This window comes from Crossiella sp. CA198, assembly GCF_052078295.1.
GTDB lineage: Bacteria > Actinomycetota > Actinomycetes > Mycobacteriales > Pseudonocardiaceae > Crossiella.
In genome coordinates, this window is record NZ_JBQJIM010000002.1 from 143,054 (window position 1) to 161,946 (window position 18,893).

21 protein-coding genes are annotated in these 18,893 nt (G+C 71.9%); 13 read left to right on the forward strand and 8 right to left on the reverse strand.

All coding sequences use genetic code 11. The features are described 5' to 3' along the window. Positions 1 to 11: 11 nt before the first annotated feature. The 3 genes from ACTOWY_RS03140 (at position 12) to ACTOWY_RS03150 (ending at position 3,623) form a co-directional block, all read left to right on the forward strand. Entirely contained in the window at positions 12 to 971 is a 960-nt protein-coding gene (locus tag ACTOWY_RS03140; RefSeq protein ID WP_441308083.1) for a LysR family transcriptional regulator, read from the forward strand. A gap of 75 nt (positions 972 to 1,046) precedes the next feature. Further along, positions 1,047 to 2,471, forward strand: a complete 1,425-nt coding sequence (locus ACTOWY_RS03145) for a S1 family peptidase (RefSeq protein WP_441308084.1) — start codon at positions 1,047 to 1,049, stop codon at positions 2,469 to 2,471. A 72-nt stretch (positions 2,472 to 2,543) separates the two neighbouring features. Continuing rightward, positions 2,544 to 3,623, forward strand: coding sequence for an NAD(P)-binding domain-containing protein (locus tag ACTOWY_RS03150; RefSeq protein WP_441308085.1), 1,080 nt, complete (start codon positions 2,544 to 2,546; stop codon positions 3,621 to 3,623). Here ACTOWY_RS03150 and ACTOWY_RS03155 read toward each other — a convergent pair. Genes ACTOWY_RS03155 through ACTOWY_RS03165 form a run of 3 tightly spaced genes read right to left on the reverse strand, consistent with a single transcriptional unit; the run spans position 3,534 to position 7,121 of the window. Next, positions 3,534 to 5,084 carry a PH domain-containing protein gene (locus ACTOWY_RS03155; RefSeq protein WP_441308086.1) on the reverse strand — a complete coding sequence of 517 codons (1,551 nt, stop codon included), beginning with the start codon at positions 5,082 to 5,084 and terminating at the stop codon, positions 3,534 to 3,536. The two genes, ACTOWY_RS03150 and ACTOWY_RS03155, sit on opposite strands and share 90 nt — an antisense overlap. Further along, positions 5,084 to 5,599 (reverse strand): PH domain-containing protein, encoded by a 516-nt coding sequence (locus ACTOWY_RS03160; protein ID WP_441308087.1) that lies wholly within the window; start codon positions 5,597 to 5,599, stop codon positions 5,084 to 5,086. The genes ACTOWY_RS03155 and ACTOWY_RS03160 overlap by 1 nt, the downstream gene beginning before the upstream one ends. Before the next feature lie 4 nt (positions 5,600 to 5,603). Continuing rightward, complete coding sequence (locus tag ACTOWY_RS03165) at positions 5,604 to 7,121, reverse strand: glycosyltransferase family 39 protein (RefSeq protein WP_441308088.1); 1,518 nt, start codon at positions 7,119 to 7,121, stop codon at positions 5,604 to 5,606. A gap of 95 nt (positions 7,122 to 7,216) precedes the next feature. Between ACTOWY_RS03165 and ACTOWY_RS03170 the strand changes: the two genes are divergently transcribed. From ACTOWY_RS03170 to ACTOWY_RS03190, 5 genes are read left to right on the forward strand one after another with little or no spacing between them, the layout of a single operon-like run. Next, positions 7,217 to 7,918: a TetR/AcrR family transcriptional regulator gene (locus ACTOWY_RS03170; protein ID WP_441308089.1), complete on the forward strand. Its 702-nt coding sequence runs from the start codon at positions 7,217 to 7,219 to the stop codon at positions 7,916 to 7,918. A gap of 18 nt (positions 7,919 to 7,936) precedes the next feature. Continuing rightward, positions 7,937 to 8,422: a hypothetical protein gene (locus ACTOWY_RS03175; RefSeq protein WP_441308090.1), complete on the forward strand. Its 486-nt coding sequence runs from the start codon at positions 7,937 to 7,939 to the stop codon at positions 8,420 to 8,422. Between the two features lie 26 nt (positions 8,423 to 8,448). Further along, complete coding sequence (locus tag ACTOWY_RS03180; protein ID WP_441308091.1) at positions 8,449 to 9,522, forward strand: sensor histidine kinase; 1,074 nt, start codon at positions 8,449 to 8,451, stop codon at positions 9,520 to 9,522. Then, a complete protein-coding gene (locus tag ACTOWY_RS03185) occupies positions 9,519 to 10,166 on the forward strand; it encodes a response regulator (protein ID WP_247759760.1) in 648 nt (215 codons plus the stop codon). The genes ACTOWY_RS03180 and ACTOWY_RS03185 overlap by 4 nt, the downstream gene beginning before the upstream one ends. Positions 10,167 to 10,220: 54 nt before the next feature. Beyond that, complete coding sequence (locus ACTOWY_RS03190; protein WP_441308092.1) at positions 10,221 to 11,294, forward strand: alpha/beta hydrolase fold domain-containing protein; 1,074 nt, start codon at positions 10,221 to 10,223, stop codon at positions 11,292 to 11,294. An 82-nt stretch (positions 11,295 to 11,376) separates the two neighbouring features. Here the strand turns inward: ACTOWY_RS03190 and ACTOWY_RS03195 are convergent, their stop codons facing one another. Continuing rightward, the gene (locus tag ACTOWY_RS03195) at positions 11,377 to 12,261 is read right to left on the reverse strand and encodes an SGNH/GDSL hydrolase family protein (protein WP_441308093.1); all 885 of its coding nucleotides are present in this window, start codon (positions 12,259 to 12,261) and stop codon (positions 11,377 to 11,379) included. Between the two features lie 166 nt (positions 12,262 to 12,427). On the opposite strand from ACTOWY_RS03195, the gene ACTOWY_RS03200 reads away from it, so the two are divergent. Both ACTOWY_RS03200 and ACTOWY_RS03205 read left to right on the forward strand, forming a co-directional pair. Beyond that, positions 12,428 to 13,600 (forward strand): sensor histidine kinase, encoded by a 1,173-nt coding sequence (locus tag ACTOWY_RS03200; protein ID WP_441308094.1) that lies wholly within the window; start codon positions 12,428 to 12,430, stop codon positions 13,598 to 13,600. Continuing rightward, positions 13,591 to 14,235: a response regulator gene (locus ACTOWY_RS03205; protein ID WP_441308095.1), complete on the forward strand. Its 645-nt coding sequence runs from the start codon at positions 13,591 to 13,593 to the stop codon at positions 14,233 to 14,235. The genes ACTOWY_RS03200 and ACTOWY_RS03205 overlap by 10 nt, the downstream gene beginning before the upstream one ends. On the opposite strand, the gene ACTOWY_RS03210 is transcribed toward ACTOWY_RS03205, so the two are convergent. Then, on the reverse strand, positions 14,232 to 14,849 hold the full coding sequence (locus ACTOWY_RS03210; RefSeq protein WP_441308096.1) for a DedA family protein: 618 nt from the start codon (positions 14,847 to 14,849) through the stop codon (positions 14,232 to 14,234). The two genes, ACTOWY_RS03205 and ACTOWY_RS03210, sit on opposite strands and share 4 nt — an antisense overlap. Positions 14,850 to 14,957: 108 nt before the next feature. Further along, complete coding sequence (locus ACTOWY_RS03215) at positions 14,958 to 15,392, reverse strand: SRPBCC family protein (RefSeq protein WP_441308097.1); 435 nt, start codon at positions 15,390 to 15,392, stop codon at positions 14,958 to 14,960. Positions 15,393 to 15,461: 69 nt separating this feature from the next. Between ACTOWY_RS03215 and ACTOWY_RS03220 the strand changes: the two genes are divergently transcribed. The 3 genes from ACTOWY_RS03220 to ACTOWY_RS03230 all read left to right on the forward strand — a co-directional run bounded on the left by ACTOWY_RS03220 (position 15,462) and on the right by ACTOWY_RS03230 (position 17,625). Beyond that, positions 15,462 to 16,037 carry a TetR family transcriptional regulator gene (locus ACTOWY_RS03220; RefSeq protein ID WP_441308098.1) on the forward strand — a complete coding sequence of 192 codons (576 nt, stop codon included), beginning with the start codon at positions 15,462 to 15,464 and terminating at the stop codon, positions 16,035 to 16,037. Positions 16,038 to 16,105: 68 nt separating this feature from the next. Then, entirely contained in the window at positions 16,106 to 16,741 is a 636-nt protein-coding gene (locus ACTOWY_RS03225) for a Crp/Fnr family transcriptional regulator (RefSeq protein WP_185002297.1), read from the forward strand. Between the two features lie 119 nt (positions 16,742 to 16,860). Further along, positions 16,861 to 17,625, forward strand: a complete 765-nt coding sequence (locus ACTOWY_RS03230; RefSeq protein WP_441308099.1) for a hypothetical protein — start codon at positions 16,861 to 16,863, stop codon at positions 17,623 to 17,625. A 5-nt stretch (positions 17,626 to 17,630) separates the two neighbouring features. Here the strand turns inward: ACTOWY_RS03230 and ACTOWY_RS03235 are convergent, their stop codons facing one another. Both ACTOWY_RS03235 and ACTOWY_RS03240 read right to left on the reverse strand, forming a co-directional pair. Further along, positions 17,631 to 18,203: an ATP-dependent Clp protease proteolytic subunit gene (locus tag ACTOWY_RS03235; protein WP_441308388.1), complete on the reverse strand. Its 573-nt coding sequence runs from the start codon at positions 18,201 to 18,203 to the stop codon at positions 17,631 to 17,633. Between the two features lie 124 nt (positions 18,204 to 18,327). Further along, complete coding sequence (locus tag ACTOWY_RS03240) at positions 18,328 to 18,630, reverse strand: DUF6355 family natural product biosynthesis protein (protein ID WP_441308100.1); 303 nt, start codon at positions 18,628 to 18,630, stop codon at positions 18,328 to 18,330. Positions 18,631 to 18,893 lie beyond the last annotated feature (263 nt).

An 18,893-nucleotide genomic window follows, 5' to 3' on the forward strand; every position in this document is an offset into this window, starting at 1 on the left:
AGCGTCGACGTATGGAACTGGAGCTGCGGCATCTGCGGGTCATCTGCACTGTCGCGGACACCGGCAGCGTGACCAAGGCGGCGGCCCGGCTCGGACTCGCCCAGCCCGCGCTGACCGCCCAGCTCAACCGGATCGAACGCGCACTCGGCGGCACCCTGTTCGAGCGGGACCGGCGGGGTTCCCGGCCCACCCCGCTCGGCGAGCTGGTGCTGGCCAGGGCCCGGATGTTGTTGCCCGCGGTGAGCGAACTGCGCGAGGAGGCCGCGCGACTGGCCAACTCGGCGGGCGAGGACACCGCGCACTACCGGATCGGCGCGACCAACGGACCGATGCTGGGCGGGCTGATGCACCACCTGGGCGCGGCCCGGCCGCAGGCCCGGATCTCCCCGCAAAGTTCCTGGTCGGCCGATGAGCTGACCGAGCTGGTCGCCGCGGGCCGGCTGGACTACGCGCTGGTCGGGGTGTGCGGGGAGTCCGCGCCGCCGGTCGCGGCGGGCGTGCGGTGGCGGTTGCTCGCGGTGGACCCGGTGTTCGTGCTGCTGCCCGAGGACCACCCCCTGGCGGACAAGGACGAGGTGGAGCTGAGCGATCTGGCCGAGGCGCGCTGGTCGGCCACCCCGGGGGACGGCTGTTTCGGCGACTGCTTCGCCGCCGCCTGCGCCCGCGCCGGATTCGCGCCGAGGGACCTCTACGAGACCGATGTGGTCAGCTGCGTGGACCTGGTCCGCTCCGGGGACGCGATCGCGCTGTGCCAGCCGACCTTCCGCGAGATGCCGGGCGTCATCCCGGTGCCGATCGCCGGGGTCCCGTTGCGCTGGCGGCAGTTCATCGGCTGGCACAGCGGCGGCCAGAGTCCGGACGAGGTGGCCAGACTGGCCGGGCACGCGCTGTCCGCCTACGCCGACGTGCTGGCCCGCAGCCCGCGCTACACCGACTGGCTGGCCGGGCATCCCGGCTTCGGTATGAGCTGACTGGTATCTCCCACTGGCGAACGAGCCGGGCCTAACGTGCAGGTCCCTGCATCCCTGTCCCCGAGGAGATCCGGCATGAGCCGACGCCTGTCCGCGTTGCTGGCCGCCGCGTTCACCACCATGGCGCTCTCCGGCGCGGTGGCCCCTTCTTCCGTCGGCGCGCCCGCCGAGACCGACCCCGGCCTGCTCGCCGCACTCCAGCGCGACCTGGGCCTCACCGCGGACCAGGCCCGCGGTCGACTGTCCATTGAGGACACCGCACGGGTCACCCGCAAGCGTCTGGCAGGCATCGCGGACGGCGGTTCCTGGCTGGACGCCACCGGCCGCCTGGTCGTCGGCGTCACCGACCAGGCCCGCGCCGAGGCAGTCCGCCGGGCCGGGGCGATCCCGCGGCCGGTCGCCCGCACCGAGCACGCGCTCACCGCGGTCAAGTCCACTGTGGACAGTGCGGCTGGCAGGGCCCCGGCCACCGTGCACGGCTGGTACGTGGACCCGGCCCGCAACGCCGTGGTGATCCGGTCCCGGCCAGAGGCGCTGGCAGCCGCGCGGGCGTTCGTGCTGGCCAGCGGGGCGGAGGCGAGCGCGGTGCGGTTCGAGTCCAGCCTGGAGCAGGCCCGGCCGTTGATCGATGTGGTGGGCGGCAACGCCTACCACATCGGCTCCGGTTCCCGCTGTTCGGTCGGGTTCGCCGTCACCGGCGGGTTCGTCACCGCCGGGCACTGCGGCAACACCGGCGCGGCCACCAGCAACCCCAGCGGCAGCTTCCGCGGCTCCAGCTTCCCCGGCAACGACTACGCCTGGGTGCAGGTGGCCGCGGGCAACACCCCGATCGGCGCGGTGAACGACTACCGGGGCGGCCGCGTGGCGGTGGCGGGCTCCCAGGACGCGCCGGTCGGGGCCACCGTGTGCCGGTCAGGGTCGACCACCGGCTGGCACTGCGGCACCATCCAGGCCCGCAACTCCTCGGTGACCTACCCGCAGGGCACGGTGAGCGGGCTGATCCAGACCAGTGTGTGCGCCGAACCCGGTGACTCCGGCGGCTCGCTGCTGGCGGGCAACCAGGCCCAGGGCGTGACCTCCGGCGGCTCCGGCAACTGCTCCAGCGGCGGCACCACCTACTTCCAGCCGGTGAACGAGATCCTGCAGACCTACGGCCTGACCCTGCTCACCAACGGCGGCACCCCGCCGCCCGGCGCGTGCGGCAAGGGCACCCACACCGGTTCGCTGGCCGCCAACGGCAGCGCGTACCAGCCGGACAACAGCTACTACCAGTCCACCGCTTCAGGCCCGCACACCGGTTGCCTGAGCGGGCCCGCCGGCGCCGACTTCGACCTGTACCTGCAGAAGTGGACCGGCGGCTCCTGGGCGGACGTGGCCGAGTCCACCAGTCCCGGCAACACCGAGAAGATCACCTACCAGGGCACCGCGGGCTACTACCGCTACCGCGTGCACGCCTACAGCGGATCCGGCGCCTACACGCTGACCAGCGGCGCCCCGTAAGGCCGCGGCGACCGGCCGACCCTCGACGGTCGTCGTGCCGGTGGGCGGGTGTGACTTTCCTTCCGCAGGGGAATGGACCACCCGCCCACCGGCGTTGGCGCGGACGTGGACACGGACGTGGTGGTGATCGGGGCCGGTCAGGCCGGTCTGTCCAGCTCGTACTTCCTGCGCCGGGCCGGGATCGGGCACGTGCTGCTGGACTCGGCTCCGCACGCCGGTGGCGCCTGGCAGCACTACTGGCCCTCGCTGCGCTACGCCGATGTGCACGGTTTCCACGCCCTGCAGGACCTGCCGCTGATCGTGCCCGACCCGCAGCGGCCGGCCGCCGAGGTGCTCCCGGCCTACTTCACCGAGTACGAGCAGCGCTTCGACCTGCCGGTGATCCGCCCGGTCCAGGTCCGCTCGGTCCGGCATGACGGCCCGGACTTCCTGGTGGAGGCGCCGCAGGGCAGCTGGCGGGCCAGGGGCGTGATCAACGCGACCGGCTCGTGGAGCCATCCGCTGTGGCCGCACTACCCGGGCGCGCGGGAGTTCCTCGGCACCCAGCTGCACACCGCGCACTACCGCGGACCGGCCGGGTTCGCCGGGCAGCGGGTGCTGGTGGTCGGCGGCGGGGCCTCCGCGCTGCGGTTCCTGGACGAGCTGTCCCCGATCGCGGAGACGATCTGGGTGACCCGGCGGGAACCGGAGTTCAGCGACGCCGAGTTCACCCCCGAACGCGGCCGGGCGATCATCGCCAGGGTCGAGGAGTCGGTGCGGGCCGGGAAACCACCGCGCAGCGTGGTCTGGAACACCGGGCTCGCGCTCACCCCGCTGATCAAGGACCTGACCGCGCGGGGTGTGCTGCGCCGCCGCCCGATGTTCGAGCGGATCACCCCGGACGGCGTGACCTGGGCCGACGGCAGCCACGAACAGGTCGACACGATCATCTGGGCCACCGGGTTCCGGGCCGCGCTCAACCACCTGGCCCCGTTGAAGCTGCGCGCGCCCGGCGGCGGGATCGTGATGGCCGGTGGGCATCCCGCCGCCGAGCCGCGGCTGCACCTGGTGGGTTACGGGCCGTCAGCGAGCACCATCGGCGCCAACCGGGCCGCTCGCACCGCAGTACAGGAACTCCGCCGGGAGCTGTTCCCGGTCGGCGTCGCGGTCTAGGAACTCGGTCAGGATCCCGGGCGCGGCCCGGTCGGCGAACCCGGCCGAGTCCGCCGCGGCCATGTCCGGCACCCGGTAGCCGCCCGCGGCGGTGGCCACCGCGGCGGTCAGCGTGACCACCCCGGCGCGGCGGGCGAACGGGCTGTCGGTGAAGGTCCAGGACAGCACGTCGTCGCGGCGCAGGGCCGCGGTGTCCCGGCTGAACGTGCCCGAGCGGGCCAGCAGGTAGGCCCCGGACAGGCCGTGGCCCAGGTTGCGGTAGGCGTCCCTGGCGAAGAACAGCACGAACGGCAGGCTGGCCAGCGCGGTGCTCCAGGCCAAGTGCAGCAACACATCAGTGAGCAGCCAGCCCAGAATCCCCTGCACCACCAGCAAAGGCGCGGTCACGAACAGCAGCCCGCGCACGATCCGCCGCCGCAGCGCCACCCGCGGATGCCCGGCCAGCACCGGATCCACCAGCGGGCCAACGGGTTCACGCAGCACGCCCGCGGTCACCCGCAGCGCCTCGGTCAGCGGCGCGGGCGGCAGCACGGCACTGCGCGCGCTGTCCTGCTCCTCGTTGCCCAGCCCACCGGCCACCACCTTCACCGTGGCGCCGCCGCCTGCCCGCAGCAGCAGCGGTTCGCGCAGCAGCACACCGAAGAGGCGGTTGCGCTCGATGGAGACCGAGCGGGTGGTGAGCAGGCCGCGGCGCACCCGCAGCAGGTGGTCGCTGACCCATTCCAGCCGGTACCGCCACCAGTTCTCCAGGTACAGCCCGAGCGCGCCGATCACCCCGAGCAGGGTGGAGGCGAGCAACACCAGCGGGATGGTCAGCCACAGCGCGCTGGAGCCGAACTCCACCGCCAGCTGTTGCACCACCGGCAGCCGCCAGGCCTCGATGCCGATCGCCTCCAGCGCCCGGTAGCCGAGCCCGAGCACCAGGACCACCCCGCCGAAGACCCAGAAGGTCAGCGGCGCGTACCGCAGCCAGCGCAGGTTCATCGCCGAGACCACCGGGTCCTGGGCGGCGGAGCGGGTGACGTGCGCGAGCAGTTCGGCGCGCAGGGCCTGGGCGTCCGCCCTGGACAACGCGTCCAGCTTGATCTCGCTGCCGGTGTCGTTGGACCCGGCGGTGCCGATCCGCAGCGTGGTCACCCCGAAGATCCGGTGCACCGGGCTGGCGGTGAGGTCGACGTTGCGGATCCGGTTGAGCCGCACCGTGCGCAGGGTCTTGATGAACATCCCGGTGCGCACCTCCACCGCGTCGGCGGTGAGTCGGTACCGGGTCTTGGCCCAGGTGGCGATCCCGATCGTGGTGAAGGTCAGGAAGCCCAGCGTCACCCCGGCCAGGGTGAGCCAGGACCGCAGGTCCAGCCGGCCGCCGGAGATCAGCAGGGTGAGCAGGAAGGAGCCCAGCGGGGCGGCCAGCCAGCTCGAGTGCACCGCGATCATGCGCGGGTCGAGCCTGCGCCAGTCCATCACGCCTCCTCGACCGCGGCGGCCTCGCCGATCCGGCGGGCCAGTTCGTTCGCCTCGTCCAGGGCCAGCCCGGAGATCCGCACGTCCCCCGCGGTGGAGGCGGTGGTCACGATCACCGTGGCCAGGCCGAAACCGCGCTGGATCGGGCCGATCACGGTGTCCACGGTCTGCACCTTGGTCAGTGGGGTGATCCGCCGCCGCTGCCAGAACCAGCCGCTGGCCGAGTAGACCGCGTGCTCGCCCAGTTCCCAGGCGTGCACCCGGTACCGCCAGGGCGGCATGATCAGCAGGTAGCCCAGGCCGGGCAGCACCAGCACGCCGAGCAGCAGCGGGCCGAGCCAGCGCAGCGCGCCGGGGAAGAACAGCAGGGACAGCGTGGTCATGGTCAGCGCGACCAGGAACGCAGGCCCGGTCACGGTGAGCAGCGCCTGCACGGTCCACCAGCGGCGCGCGCCCGGATCCACCCGGTAGCGCGGCGGGCGCAGCCTGGGCGCGGAAGGGTTCAGCACGGTCATGGGGTCACCCCAGCTTCCGGAATCGGGGCCACAGCTCGGCCCAGCTCTGTGTGCGCCCCGTCGCCAGCAGCAACGGCGCGCCGTCCACGGCCTTGTTGGCCTTCAAGTTCGTCTCCAGCACCCGCAGCTGGGTCACCGTGCGGAAGGACTCGGCCAGCACCGGCTGCGGGCGGCCGACGAAGAGCACCGCGTCCGCGGACTCCGGCGGCGCGCCGAAGTACCAGTAGCCCCTGGACCCGCTCTGCGGCGCGGGCAGTCCGCGCTCCGGCCCGAACCAGGCCAGCGCGCTCGCCGTCCAGTAGCCGTTGGTCAGCACCGCGGTCCGGGCCCGCTGCTCCGGCGGGAGCTTGCGGTACTCGGCGGCCACCTGGTCGGCCAGCTCGGCCCAGCCCACGCTGTGCGTGCTGATGAAGTCCACCGACCCGGCCCCGGCCCGGCTCGCCACCGGTTCCAGCGGCAGCCCGAAGAAGGACATGGCCAGTGTGGAGACCACCGCCACCGGCAGGCTCGCCGACCAGCGCCACCAGCCGGCCACCCGGTTGCGGGACAGCTCCACCGCCCCGGCCGCGAACAGCACCGGGAACATCCCGGCCACGTAGTACGGCCTGCCGCCGGCGATCAGGAACAGCGCGGCCACGCCGAGGAAGGTCCAGCCCAGGAAGGCGTACGGCCGCAGCTCGGCCGAGCGCAGCAGCCGCCAGGTCCCGTAGAGCAGCACCACCAGCCCGCTGATCAGCCCGGCCAGGAACAGCATCATCGGCAGGTAGCCGAGCAGCCCGCCGTGCATCACCGCGCCCTCGGTGGCGATCTGCCCGGTCATGCCCAGCTGCGGCCAGCCGTGCTCGGCCTGCCACAGCAGGCTGGGCAGCGTGGCCAGCAGGGTGATTCCCGCGCCCAGCCACAACATCGGCCTGCGCAGCAGCTCCCTCGGCCCGGCCACCAGCACGGCCAGCGCGAGCACCACCCAGAACCCGGCGATCAGGAACTTGCTCTGCATCGCGATCGCGGTGACCACACCCAGCCAGGGCAGCACCGCGTCCCGCCGGGTGCGCACCCAGCGCACCAGCAGCCAGCAGGCCAGCGCCCACATCAGCACGTCCGGCGAGTTGGTGGTGAGCAGGTGCCCGTTGCCGAGGAAGAACGGCGAACCCGCGGTGACCAGCGCGGCCAGGGTCTGCGCCCGCCGGGCGCCGCCCAGTTCGCGGGCGATCAGCGCGGTCACCGCCACGGTGGCCATGACCATCAGCACCGACGGCAGGCGCAGCGCGGTCAGCGAGCCGGGGAACACCGACTCCATCACCAGCGCCAGCAACGGCGCCAGCGGCCCCTGGTCGGCATATCCCCAGTCCAGCCGCTGCCCGGCGGCGATGAAGTACAGCTCGTCCCCGAACCACCCGTACCGATCGGCGAGGGCCACCAGCAGCACGCCGAGCACCCCGGCGACCGCCAGCACCGGCACCCTGGCGAACGGCGGCAGCACCCGCGTCTCCACTCCTTGCCCGCTGACCTGGACTTGCGTCACGACTCCCCCAGTTGATCCCCTGGTAACCAGCTCCCGGCCGGTTACAATGCAGGTGCATGGTAACCACGACGTGGGAGCCGTTGCAATGCGTCCGCATGAAGAAAGTGTGGCTGTCGGTGCCGAAGCAGGTTGACCACGAGGAACGTCGGCGGCACATCGCCGAGGCGCTGTGGCGGATCGTCGCCAAGCACGGCATGGAGGCGGTGAGCCTGCGGGATGTGGCCGCCGAGGCAGGCGTCTCGATGGGATCGGTCCAGCACTACTTCAAGACCAAGGACCACATGCTGGAGTTCGCGCTGGAGTTCAGCAGCGTGCAGACCGGCGACCGGGTGCGGGCCCGGCTGGCCCGCGATCTGGCGGGCGACCCGCCGCCGTGGGCGGTGCTGCGCGCCTGCATGGTCGAGACGATGCCCATCGACGAGCACACCCGCACCGGCCGCCTGGTGGCCATCGCCTACTTCATCCGGGCGCTCAACGAGCCCTCGCTGCGCCGGATCTACCTACAGGGCCAGCCGAAGCTGTTCAACTTCTTCGCCGACATGATCCGCGCGGCGCGGGAGCGCGGGGTGACCGCGCCGGGCATCGACCCGGACAAGGAATCGATGATGCTGTGGTGCATCGCCGATTCCCTCGGCTCGGACATCCTGCTCGACAACAGCACCCCGGAGGAGGCGATGGCCGCCGCCGACTACTACCTGCGGCGGCTGTTCCCCGGCGTGCCGGAGGACGAGTGGCCGCCGCCGGGCTCGATCTCCACCCCCGGCTCCACCCCTGAGCCCACGAACTCCACCCCCTGATCTTCCTACCGTGCTCCCATGACCATGAGCACGCTGTTCAACGGGGCCATCGCCATCGCCGTGGTGGTCTTCGTGATCATCCGCCGGATGAACTGGCACGAGCTGACCAAACGCGGTGAGGACGTGTGGGTGGGCCCGGCGGTGATCGCGGTGATCGGCCTGTTCCAGCTCAGGAACAAGCTGGGCGCGGACTACCACATCCCGCCGGTCGACCTGACCTTCCTGGTGCTGGGCCTGCTGCTGGCGGCAGGCGCCGGGGTCGGCCTGGGCCGGGCCAGCGAGGTGCGGCTCCAGGAGGGCCGGATCTTCACCCGCATGCGCGGTCCGGCCATCGGCGTGTGGCTCGGCTTCATCGGGCTGCGGGTGCTGCTCGGCTTCCTCGGCCACGCCATGGGCGCGACCCTGACCAGCGGCGGCGGCGCGATCATGCTGACACTGGGGGTCAGCCTGCTGGTCCAGTCGCTGGTGCTGGCCACCCGGGTGGGGCATCCGGTGCGGCACTGAACCCCCGGCACCCGCAGACTGCCCCCATGCACCCCACGCCGTCGGTGAACGACCGCAGGGCCATGCACGTCCTGGTCACCGCGCTGCTGGTGTACGCGCTGCTCAGCTCGCCGGGCACACCGGGATGGGCCTGGCTGGTGCTCGGCCCGGCCTTCCTGGGCTGGCTGGTGTTCCTGGCCCTGACCCGGCGCGCGCCGCGGGTGGCGCTGAGCGCGCTGGCCGCCTGCTCGCTGCTGGCCTCGGCCACCGTCGGCGCGCCGGATGCCTCGGCCACCACCATGGCCGCGGTCGGGCTGATGGTCTTCATCTCGCACCCGGTGCCCAGTCTGGGACTCGGCTTCGCACTGACCGCCGCGGACGTCACCCTGGTCACCGTCAGCGGCCTGCTCTGGGACCGCGGCACCGGCGTCATCCTGAGCAACCTGGGCATTTTCGCGCTGCTCACCCTGCTCGGCCTGGTCCAGCGGCAGCACCGGCAGCAGACCGCGCAGGCCGCCCGGCTGCTCGCCGAGACCGAGCGGACCCGGATCGCCAGGGAACTGCACGACGTGCTGGCGCATTCCCTTGGCGCGCTGGCGGTGCAGCTGGAGGTGGCCGAGGCGCTGCTCAGCGACGGCCGGGATCCGGCAGCGGCACTGGCCAGGGTGCGGCGGTCCCGGCGGCTGGCCGTGGACGGGCTGACCGAGGCGCGGGCCGCGGTGGCCGCGTTGCGCTCGGACGTGCCACCGCTGCCCACCGCACTGGCCGAGCTGACCCAGGCGCACCAACGGGATCACCAGTCCCCGGTGTGGCTGAGCACCGACGGCGAGACCCGCGCCCTGTCCCCCGCCGCCGAGGTCTCCCTGCTGCGCACCGCCCGCGAGGCGCTGACCAACGCGGGCAAACACGCCGCAGGCGCGCCGATCGAGGTCGATCTGTCCTATGTGGACGGAGCGGTCCGGCTGTCGGTGCGCAACGCGGCTGGCACGGCGCGCACGGAGGTGCCCGGTGGCGGGTTCGGGCTGACCGGGATGCGGGAGCGGCTGGCGTTGCTGGGTGGCACACTCACCGCGGGCCCGGACGGGGACGGCTGGCTGGTGCGCGCGGAGGTGCCGGAATGACCATCAGGGTCCTGGTCGTCGACGACCAGCAGATCATGCGCGAGGGCCTGGTCGCCCTGCTCGGCCTGGTCGAGGACATCGAGGTGGTCGCCGACGCCGGCGACGGCGAGCAGGCCCTGGCGCTGCTGGCCGAACACGAGGTGGACCTGGTGCTGATGGACCTGCGGATGCCGGTGCTGGACGGGGTCGAGGCCACCCGCCGGATCACCGAGCGCTTCCCAGGGGTCGGGGTGCTGGTGCTGACCACCTACGCCGATGACGAGTCCATCGCCGACGCGCTGCGCGCCGGCGCCCGCGGCTACCTGACCAAGGAGGCCGGCCGGGCCGAGATCGCCGCCGCCCTGCGTGCCGCCGCGGCGGGCCAGTCCACCTTCGCCCCCGCGGTCTCCCAGCGCCTGGTCGCCGCGCTGACCCGCCAAGAGCCGCCAAAACCGCACCGCCCGCCGGACGGCCTGACCGCCCGAGAAGCCGAGGTGCTGACCCTGATCGCGGGCGGGCGCAGCAACCCGGAGATCGCCACGGCCCTGTTCATCAGCGAGGCCACGGTGAAGACCCACATCAACAACGCCTTCGCCAAGATCGGCGCGCGCAACCGGGCCGACGCCACCCGCTACGCCTACCGCACCGGCCTGACCGCGCCCTGAGCCGCCGGATCCAGTTGGCTGCCAAGCGCACTACCCGTGGGTAGCATCGGGGCCATGACCCCTCCTCGTCCGGCACTGCGTGAGTTGGTCGAACGCTCGCTGGCCACCGCGGTCGGCGCGCTGCCCGCTCCGGCGCAGCGCGCGATCGGCGGCCGCACCACCGTCATCGACGGTCAGGAACTGCACCCCGAGGTGCAGTCCATGCTCAAACTGATGAGCCTGGCCAAGGAGAACCCGCTCAGCGCGGGTTCGGTCGTCGAGGCGCGGCGCGGCCTGCGCAAGACCGCGGCCATCATCGGCGGCGCCGCGCTGGAGGTGGCCGAGGTGCGCGAGCTGAGCGTGCCCGGCCCCGGCGGCCCGATCCGCACCCGGGTCTACCTCCCAGCCGGACTGCCCAGCCCGGCCCCGGCGCTGGTCTTCTACCACGGCGGCGGCTGGGTGGTCGGCGACCTGGAGACCCACGACAACCTGTGCCGGTTCCTGGCCGTGCACGCCGGCGTCGTGGTGCTCGCCGCGGACTACCGGCTGGCCCCCGAGCACAAGTTCCCGGCCGCCACCGAGGACGCCCTCACGGTCTACCGCTACGCCTTGGCGAACGCGGACTCCCTCGGCCTGCACCCCGGCCAGATCGCGGTCGGCGGGGACAGCGCGGGCGGCAACCTGGCCACGGTCACCGCCCAGCTGGCCAAGGCCGCCGGGGACCCGGTGCCCGCCTTCCAGCTGCTGATCTACCCGGCGGTCGACTTCTCGGTGCGCCGGGAGTCCCGGCGCCTGTTCGGCGAGGGCTTCGTGCTGACCTCGGACAAGATGGACTGGTACCAGGAGCAGTACCTCGGCTCCGCCGACGAGGTGCTCGACCCGCGCGCCTCGCCGCTGCTCACCGAGGACCTCTCCGGGCTGCCGCCGACCTACCTGGTCACCGCGGGCTTCGACCCGCTGCGCGATGAGGGCGAGGAGTACGCGGACAAGCTGACCAAGGCGGGCGTGCCGGTGTTCCTGCGCCGCCGCCGCGGCCTGATCCACGGCTTCGCCAACGTGCTCGGCATCGGCCACACCGGCCGCGACGCCGCCCTGGAAGCCGCCGCCGCCCTGCGCATGGGCCTCGCCTTCGCCACCACCAAGCCCTGACCCGCCGAGTTGGCCCAACCGGTACGCCGAGTTGGCCCAACCGGGCGTACCGGTTTGGCCAACTCGACGGACTGGGGGTGGGTTAGGTCCGCGCCCGGGTGGTCAGCGCCCGCTGCACCGCGTCGGCCATGCCGACCATGCCGGTGCGGAACGGGTGGTAACTCGCGGCCGCGAGCAGGTCGGTGTGCTGTCCGTTCACCCAGGCCACCCCGCGCCGCTGGCAGGCGTCGTGACCCAGCGACGGGCCGTAGGTGTCCACATAGGTGTCGCCGGTGACTCCGGCCGCCCGCCGCAGCGCCGCGTTGAGCTGCTGCTCCACCCCGTCCAGGAACGGGTAGTCGCCGGTGGCGAAAGGCAGCGTGGACGGGCAGGTGCCGCTGGGCGGGGCGATCCGCGGATAGCCCACCACCAGCACCCTGGCCTTGGGCGCGCGTTCCCGGATCCCGCGCAGCACCGCCAGCACCCGGCCCTCGGTCTGCCCGATCCGCTTGCTCAGCTCATCGCCGAACTTCTTCGCGCACGGCGCGCCGCCCGGATCACTGGGTCGCAGGCTCGCGCAGGTGGCGATGGTGTCGCCGAACACGCTGAAGTCGTTGCCGCCGATGCTCACCGACACCAGGTCGGTGTCCTTGGTCAGCGCGGAGAACTGGGCGGGGTTGCGGCCCAGCGGCACCGACTGCGGCTGGGTCATGTTCGTGGTGTCCGCGGCCCCGCAGCTGATGTCGGTGAACCGGGCCGGCCGGATCCGCCGGTTCAGCAGACTCGGGTAGTTCTCGGTGGATCGCGCGCAGCCCAACGGGTTCAGCCGCGGCAGCGGGATCAGCGGGCCCGAGGTGAACGAGTCGCCCAGTGCCACGTAATGCCGGACCTGCCGGACCGCCGCCTCCGCCCCAGAGGCGAACAACGCGGCCGCGGCGACCGCCACCGCCCCGATGGTCGTCAGCCGACCTGCGATGCCTACCGACATGCCACACCTCGCTGTGAGCCCGGCCACTCCATGACGGACTGACGCTAGGTTCGCCCGCGCGCACCGGTCAATCGTCCAATGAGGTCAGCCACGCTGCGGGTTTCCCCCGCCACTCGTACGGTTTTCCACAGTCCCCCGAACGGCCCTGCCCGCTAGCCTGCTCGCTGTGCGTCCGCTGCCCCTGCTCACCGCCGCCGCGCGCATCGGGGCCGGGCTGGCCCTGGGCGCGCTGGCCGCCCTGGCCGAACTCGCCTACCTGGTCAGCTCCGGCCTGCTGCTGGTGTTGCTGCTGCCCTGGCCCGCCGCCCGGCACCGGCTGGGCGCACTGCTGCTCCGGGGCGCGCGCCTGCTGGCCCGCCGGGACGCCCGCCGGGTGGCCAGGTACTTCGGCGGCGGCGAGGCCGAGGCGCAGAGCCGCACCTGGATGTACCTGCTGCTGCGCACACCGGTCGGCCTCGGCGGCGGCGTCATCCTGTTCCTGCTGGGCTACGGCCTGCTCACGGTGGTGGCCAGCTTCGGCGCCTGGTTCACCGGCGGCAGCATCTTCACCGGCAACCCGGCGGGCCGGATCACCACCGAGTCCATCCTCGCGCTCAGCCTGCCCGGCCTGGTGCTGCTCTACCTCGCCCTGCAAGGGCTGTACGCACTGTCCACTGTGGAGCGTCGGCTGGTCCGCGAGTTCCTCGGCCGCAGCCCGGCCGAGCTGCGGCAGCGGATCGAGGACCTCACGCTCACCCGCGCGGGCGTGGTCGAGGCGGTGGACGCCGAACGCCGCCGGATCGAACGCGATCTGCACGACGGCGTGCAACAACGCCTGGTCGCGCTCGGCCTGCTGATCGGCCGGGCCCGCCGCGGCGCCGACCCGGCCCGCGCCGAGACGCTGCTGGCCCAGGCGCACCAGGAATGCCAGGAGATCCTCAACGATCTGCGCGAGGTCGCCTGGCGGGTCTACCCCACCGCGCTGGACAACCTGGGCCTGTCCGAGGCGATCGCCAGGGTGGTCGAGGGTTCCCCGCTGCGCACCACGGTCACCTGCGAACTGCCGCCCCAGCGGCCGCCAGCGCAGGTCGAGGCCGCCGCGTACTTCATCGTGTGCGAGGCCGTCACCAACGCCACCAAACACGCCAACGCCGCCACCCTGGCCGTACGGCTCACCTGCCTCGACGCACCGGCCCGGCTGCTGGTGGAGATCGCCGACGACGGGGTCGGCGGCGCCGATCCACACGGCGGCGGCCTCGCCGGCCTCGCCCAGCGGGTGGCGGCCATGGACGGCGAGTTCCAGGTGCGCTCACCCCAGGGCGGCGGCACTGTCATCGGAGCCAGCCTGCCATGCGCCTGATCCTCGCCGACGATTCCATCCTGCTGCGCGAAGGCCTGGTGCGCCTGCTCGTGGAGGAGGGCCACGAAGTGCTCGCCGCGGTCGGCGACGGCGCCGCGCTGCTGGCCGCGGTGGCTCAGGAACAGCCGGACGTGTGCGTGATCGACGTCCGGATGCCGCCCACGCACACGGCTGAGGGCTTGCAGGCCGCGCTGGAGATCCGGGCCCGCTGGCCCGAGGTCGGCGTGCTGATGCTGTCCCAGTACGTGGAGAAGCGCTATGCCACCGAGTTGCTCACCGGGGAGAGCGCCCGGGTCGGCTACCTGCTCAAGGACCGGGTGGCCCAGGTCGGGGAGTTCCTGGACGCGCTGGACCGGGTCGGCTCCGGCCGGGCCGCCTTCGACCCGGAGGTGGTGCGCCAGTTGCTGGCCCGCACCACGCACACCGATCCACTCGCGCGGCTCACCGAACGGGAGCGGGAAGTGTTGCGGCACATGGCCCAGGGCCACACCAACGCGAGCATCTCCACCGCGCTGCACATCTCGCAGAGCGCGGTGGAGAAGCACGTGAACGCGATCTTCGACAAACTCGACCTGTCGCACACCACCGGCTACAGCCGCCGGGTGCTGGCAATTTTGCGCTACCTGGGCAGTTAAACCCGCTGCTTGCTCCGGCGCCGGACCCGGGACACCACGAAGGCGATCACCGCGATCCCGACCACGGCCAGCACCGCCTTGGACAGGAACCCGGCATAGGTCTCCACCAGCGTCCAGTTCTCGCCCAGGAAATACCCGGCGAGCACGAACACGGTGTTCCAGATCAGGCTGCCCAGCGCGGTGAACAGCAGGAACACGCCCAGCCGCATCCGCTCCACGCCCGCTGGCACCGACACCAGGCTGCGGAAGATCGGGATCATCCGGCCGAAGAAGACCGCCTTGACCCCGTGCCTGGCGAACCAGGCCTCGGTGCGGTCCAGGTCGGCCACCTTGACCAGCGGCAGCTTGGCGGCGATGGCGCGGGTGCGGTCCCGGCCGAGCAGCGCGCCCAGGTAGTACAGCGCGACCGCGCCGGCCACCGAGCCCGCGGTGGTCCAGATGATCGCGGCCAGCAGGCTCATCCCGCCGCGGCTGGCGGTGAACCCGGCCAGTGGCAGGAACACCTCGCTGGGCAGTGGTGGGAACAGGTTCTCCAGCGCGATGGCCAGACCGGCGCCCGGCGCGCCGAGGGTGGTCATGAGGTCGGTGACCCAGGTGATGATTCCGTCGAACATGGTGCCAACGCTAGGAATTCCGGCCTGAGAACACTCTGAGGCAGACCATCGGATCCGGGTGGGCGCACCGCAGGAAAACAGTGCGGGAAACCGCAGTGCGCGCCGGACTCAGCGGTGGCCGGCGTGCTCGGCCAGGCCCAGCGCGCAGCGGCGGATGAACGCGGTCAGCGCCCACCGGTACAGCCAGCCGGTGCCGGGCACCCTGGGCCGGAAACTGGAATGCCAGTGGATCTCGGTGCCCGTCCCGGCGGGTTCGAGGTCGATGTTCGCCCGGTACTCCCGCAGCGGCAGCCCACCCAGCAGCGTGTAGCCCAGCCTGCGGTCCGGCACCAGCTCCACCACCTGCTCCCGGGTGGTCCGCTTACCCCGCCGGAACAGCCGGATCGCCCCCACGCTCTCCCCGCCCGACTCGCCCGCGCGCTCCAGCTCGAACCCGGTGAACGGCGCCCACCCCGGCCAGCTCGGCCCACTGCGCACCAGCTCGTAGACCGCCGCGGGCGCGGCCGTGGACCGCACCCGGACATCGATCCGCTGCACCGCCATCTCGCATCCTCCCTCGTGTACCAGTTGGTACATGTACCATATGGTTCACCTCGACGGAAGGAGCGGCCGGTGTCGGCGGCGAAGGAGAAACTGCTGGCCGCGGCGGTGACCTGGTGCGCGGAGCACGGCGTCGGCGAGCTGAGCCTGCGGCAGCTGGCGACCGCGCTGGGCACCAGTCACCGGATGTTGATCTACCACTTCGAGTCCAAAGCGGGCCTGCTGGTCGAGGTGGTCCGCGAGGTCGAACGCCGCCAGCGCGCCGCCTTCGCCGAACTGGACCGCACCGGCGCCTCCCCTGCCAGCGCGCCGCGGGAGTTCTGGCGCAGGCTCACCGATCCGGAACTGGCCCCGCTGATCCGGCTGTTCTTCGAGCTGTACGGCCAGGCCCTGCAGGGTCGCCCCGGCACCACCGATTTCCTGGACGGCATCGTCACCTCCTGGACCGAACCGATGGCGGACTGGCTGCGGGCCAACGGTTTCCCGGACGCGGCCGCCAAAGCCCAGGCCCGCCTCGGCGTGGCGGTCACCCGCGGCCTGCTGCTGGACCTGCTGGCCACCGGCGACCGGGCGGCCGTGGACGCGGCGATGGCGGCTTTCATCCTTTCCACCGAGGACACCCGGCGCCGACTTGCATCGATCGGGTGACCGGAGCAGCCACCGTTCACCCGGTCGGTCCCTCCCTGGCGAGCTGGCCGGTTGGAGATGATGCGGTGATGGCGAGGGAGGACGCGGTCCGCGCAGTGCTGCGCCGCTACGGCAGGTCCAGGGACTTCCACCGACAACAGACCCTGCTGTCCGAAGGCGCCGAGAGCGACGAGGTCCTGCTCATCGAGCAGGGCCTGGTCAAGGTGCTGCTCTCCGGCGGCAACGGCACCGAGCTGATCGCCGGTTTCTACGGGGCGGGCGAGCTGATCGGCGAACTGGGCGTGATCGAGGAGGTGCCGCGCAGCGCCACGGTCATCGCACACACCGCGGGCAGCGCCGTGCACGTGCCCAGGGCGGTGTTCCTGAGCCTGATGCGCACCAACCAGGACGTGCTGCTGCTGGTCAACTCCACCCTGCAGCGCCGCCTGCGCAACGCCGACCACCGCGGCCTGTCCGTGGCCTTCCAGGACGTGCCGACCAGGGTGGCCAAACAGCTGCTGAGCTGGGCCGATGACCGTGGTGAGCAGACCGAGCACGGGGTGGCCATCCGCGGCATGAGCCAGAAGGAACTGGCCCAGTCCGTGGGCGCATCGGCCAAGACGGTGGACGCCGCGCTCAAGCGGTTCCGCGCCCAGGGCCTGGTGCGCACCAGCCGCCTGCGCTACCTGCTGCCCGACCCACGCCGCCTGGCCGAACAGGTCTGAGCCCAGTCTGGCCCGTTCTCCCTGGGACGCGGGAGAACTCATCGGCCATTCGCAGCACACTCCCGCCCATGACGTGGCCTATCCGTCTGTCACCCGTGTGGAGGTAGTGCGTGGCCCTCATGCCCGTAAACCGGACCGTGCTCGGCATCGACCTGATCGACTCCGGCAGCAACCCCGGCTACCACCTGGACGTGGCGGCCCAGAAAATGCGCGAACTCACCGAAGCGGCCCTGACCGGCCGCGAGATAACCAGGGCTGACGCCGTGGACTGGCAGCACACCGGCGACGGCCTGCTGGCCGCCTTCCCCCAGGAGATGCTCGGCAACCTTCTCGACGCCACCCAGCTGCTCGACGAACTGGCCGCCGAGCACAACCGCTGGCACAAGCCCGACGTCCGCCTGCGCGTCTGTCTCGGCATCGGCCCGCTGCCCACCCACGAGGGCCTGCACCGCACCAACATCGACTGCGCCCGGATGCTGGACGCCCCGGCCTTCCGCACCGTGCTCCGCCAGTGTGCCCAGGCCGCTCCGGCGGAGTTCAACACCGGCCTGATCCTCTCCGCCAAGGCCTACCAGGACGTCTTCGGCGGCCCGTACACCGACCTGGTCAAGCAATCCGATTTCAGCCGGATCACCTTCCAGCACAAGGAAACCGAGAACACCGCCTGGATCCGGGTCCCCGGCTTCGCCGCCGAAAGCCTCACCGCCTTCGCCGAACCCCAGCCACTACCCGAACCGGTGACCAAGCCCGAGGACAAGCCCGGCGAGGCGGCCCGCCGGGTCGCGGCCAGCAGCGCGGTGAACAACACGGTGCACGGCGAGATGAACGGCGTCCAGGCCGGTGAGATCCACGGCGGCGTGCATTTCGGCGACCGCCGCCGCTGACCGGCTCAGCCCACCACACCCGGCCGGCTGACCACCTCATCCGCCAGTCCGTACGCCACCGCCTCCGGCGCGCTGAACCACCGGTCGCGGTCGGCGTCGGCGGTGATCTGCTCCACCGTCTTGCCGGTTTGCGCCGCGGTGATCTCCGCGACCAGCAGCTTGAGCTTGGCGAACTCCGCGGCGCGGATGGCGATGTCCGAGGCGGTGCCGGAGAGTCCGGCGTGCGGCTGGTGCATCAGCACCCTGGTGCGCGGCAGCACGTACCGCTTGCCCGGCGTGCCGGAGGAGAGCAGGAACTGGCCCATCGAGGCGGCCATGCCCATCGCCCAGGTGGAGACGTCCGGGGCGATCAGTTGCATGGTGTCGTAGATGGCCAGGCCCGCGCTGACCGAGCCGCCGGGGGAGTTGATGTAGAAGACGATGTCCCGTTCCGGGTCCTCGGCGGCCAGCAGCAGCATCTGGGCGCTGATCCGGTTCGCGCTCTCATCGTCCACCTCGGACCCGAGGAACACGATGCGTTCGCTCAGCAGCCGGTCGAACACCGAGTCGCTGAGGCTGAACCCGGCCCCCGCACGCATCCGCAACCCATTGTCCTGAGCCACGTTCCCACCTCCCTGGTCGTTGTCTGCCCTCGACGGTAGACCGGGTGGCCGGAACGCGGGACCGGGTTCGCTCTCGGCGCATCCCGGTCCCGCCGGTCGGTCAGCAGCCGTCGCGGAGGTAATAGGCGTTGGAGATGAACCGGTCACCCACGCTGTCCTGGCGTTCCAGGTTCGTCACGCCCTTGCCGACGCACCGGTCCGCGGTGCCGCCGAGACCGCCGTACCAGCGCACCCGGATGGTGATCCGGTCCGCGGCGCCGCAGTGGTTGTACTTGGCGTAGTTGTTCTCCACGAAGAATCCGCACGGCGCCTGTTCAGCCGACGGGGACGCGAGGGCGACCGCACTGCCGGAGAATGCGGTCACCGCGAAAGCGAAAACGGTGAGTGATCGAGCGATACGCATACCCGGGAGTATGTCGGCGACCGCTGGGGGCGCGCACGGCGAACCAAGATCATCGTCGCCACATTCATTCGATGGTGCACTGAGGGTCGCCCGACGCGCGAGCCGGTCAAAGGTTGCCTACGACCTCCGTCACCAGCGAATATAACGACTCGATATACCGGCAGACCTGGTGGCAACCCCTGGGCCCCAGGAGGCGTCTTCTTCACGGAGCCACCAAGACCGCCCCAATTGCGCGGCGGCGATCCATCAAGGGGGAAAAAGGA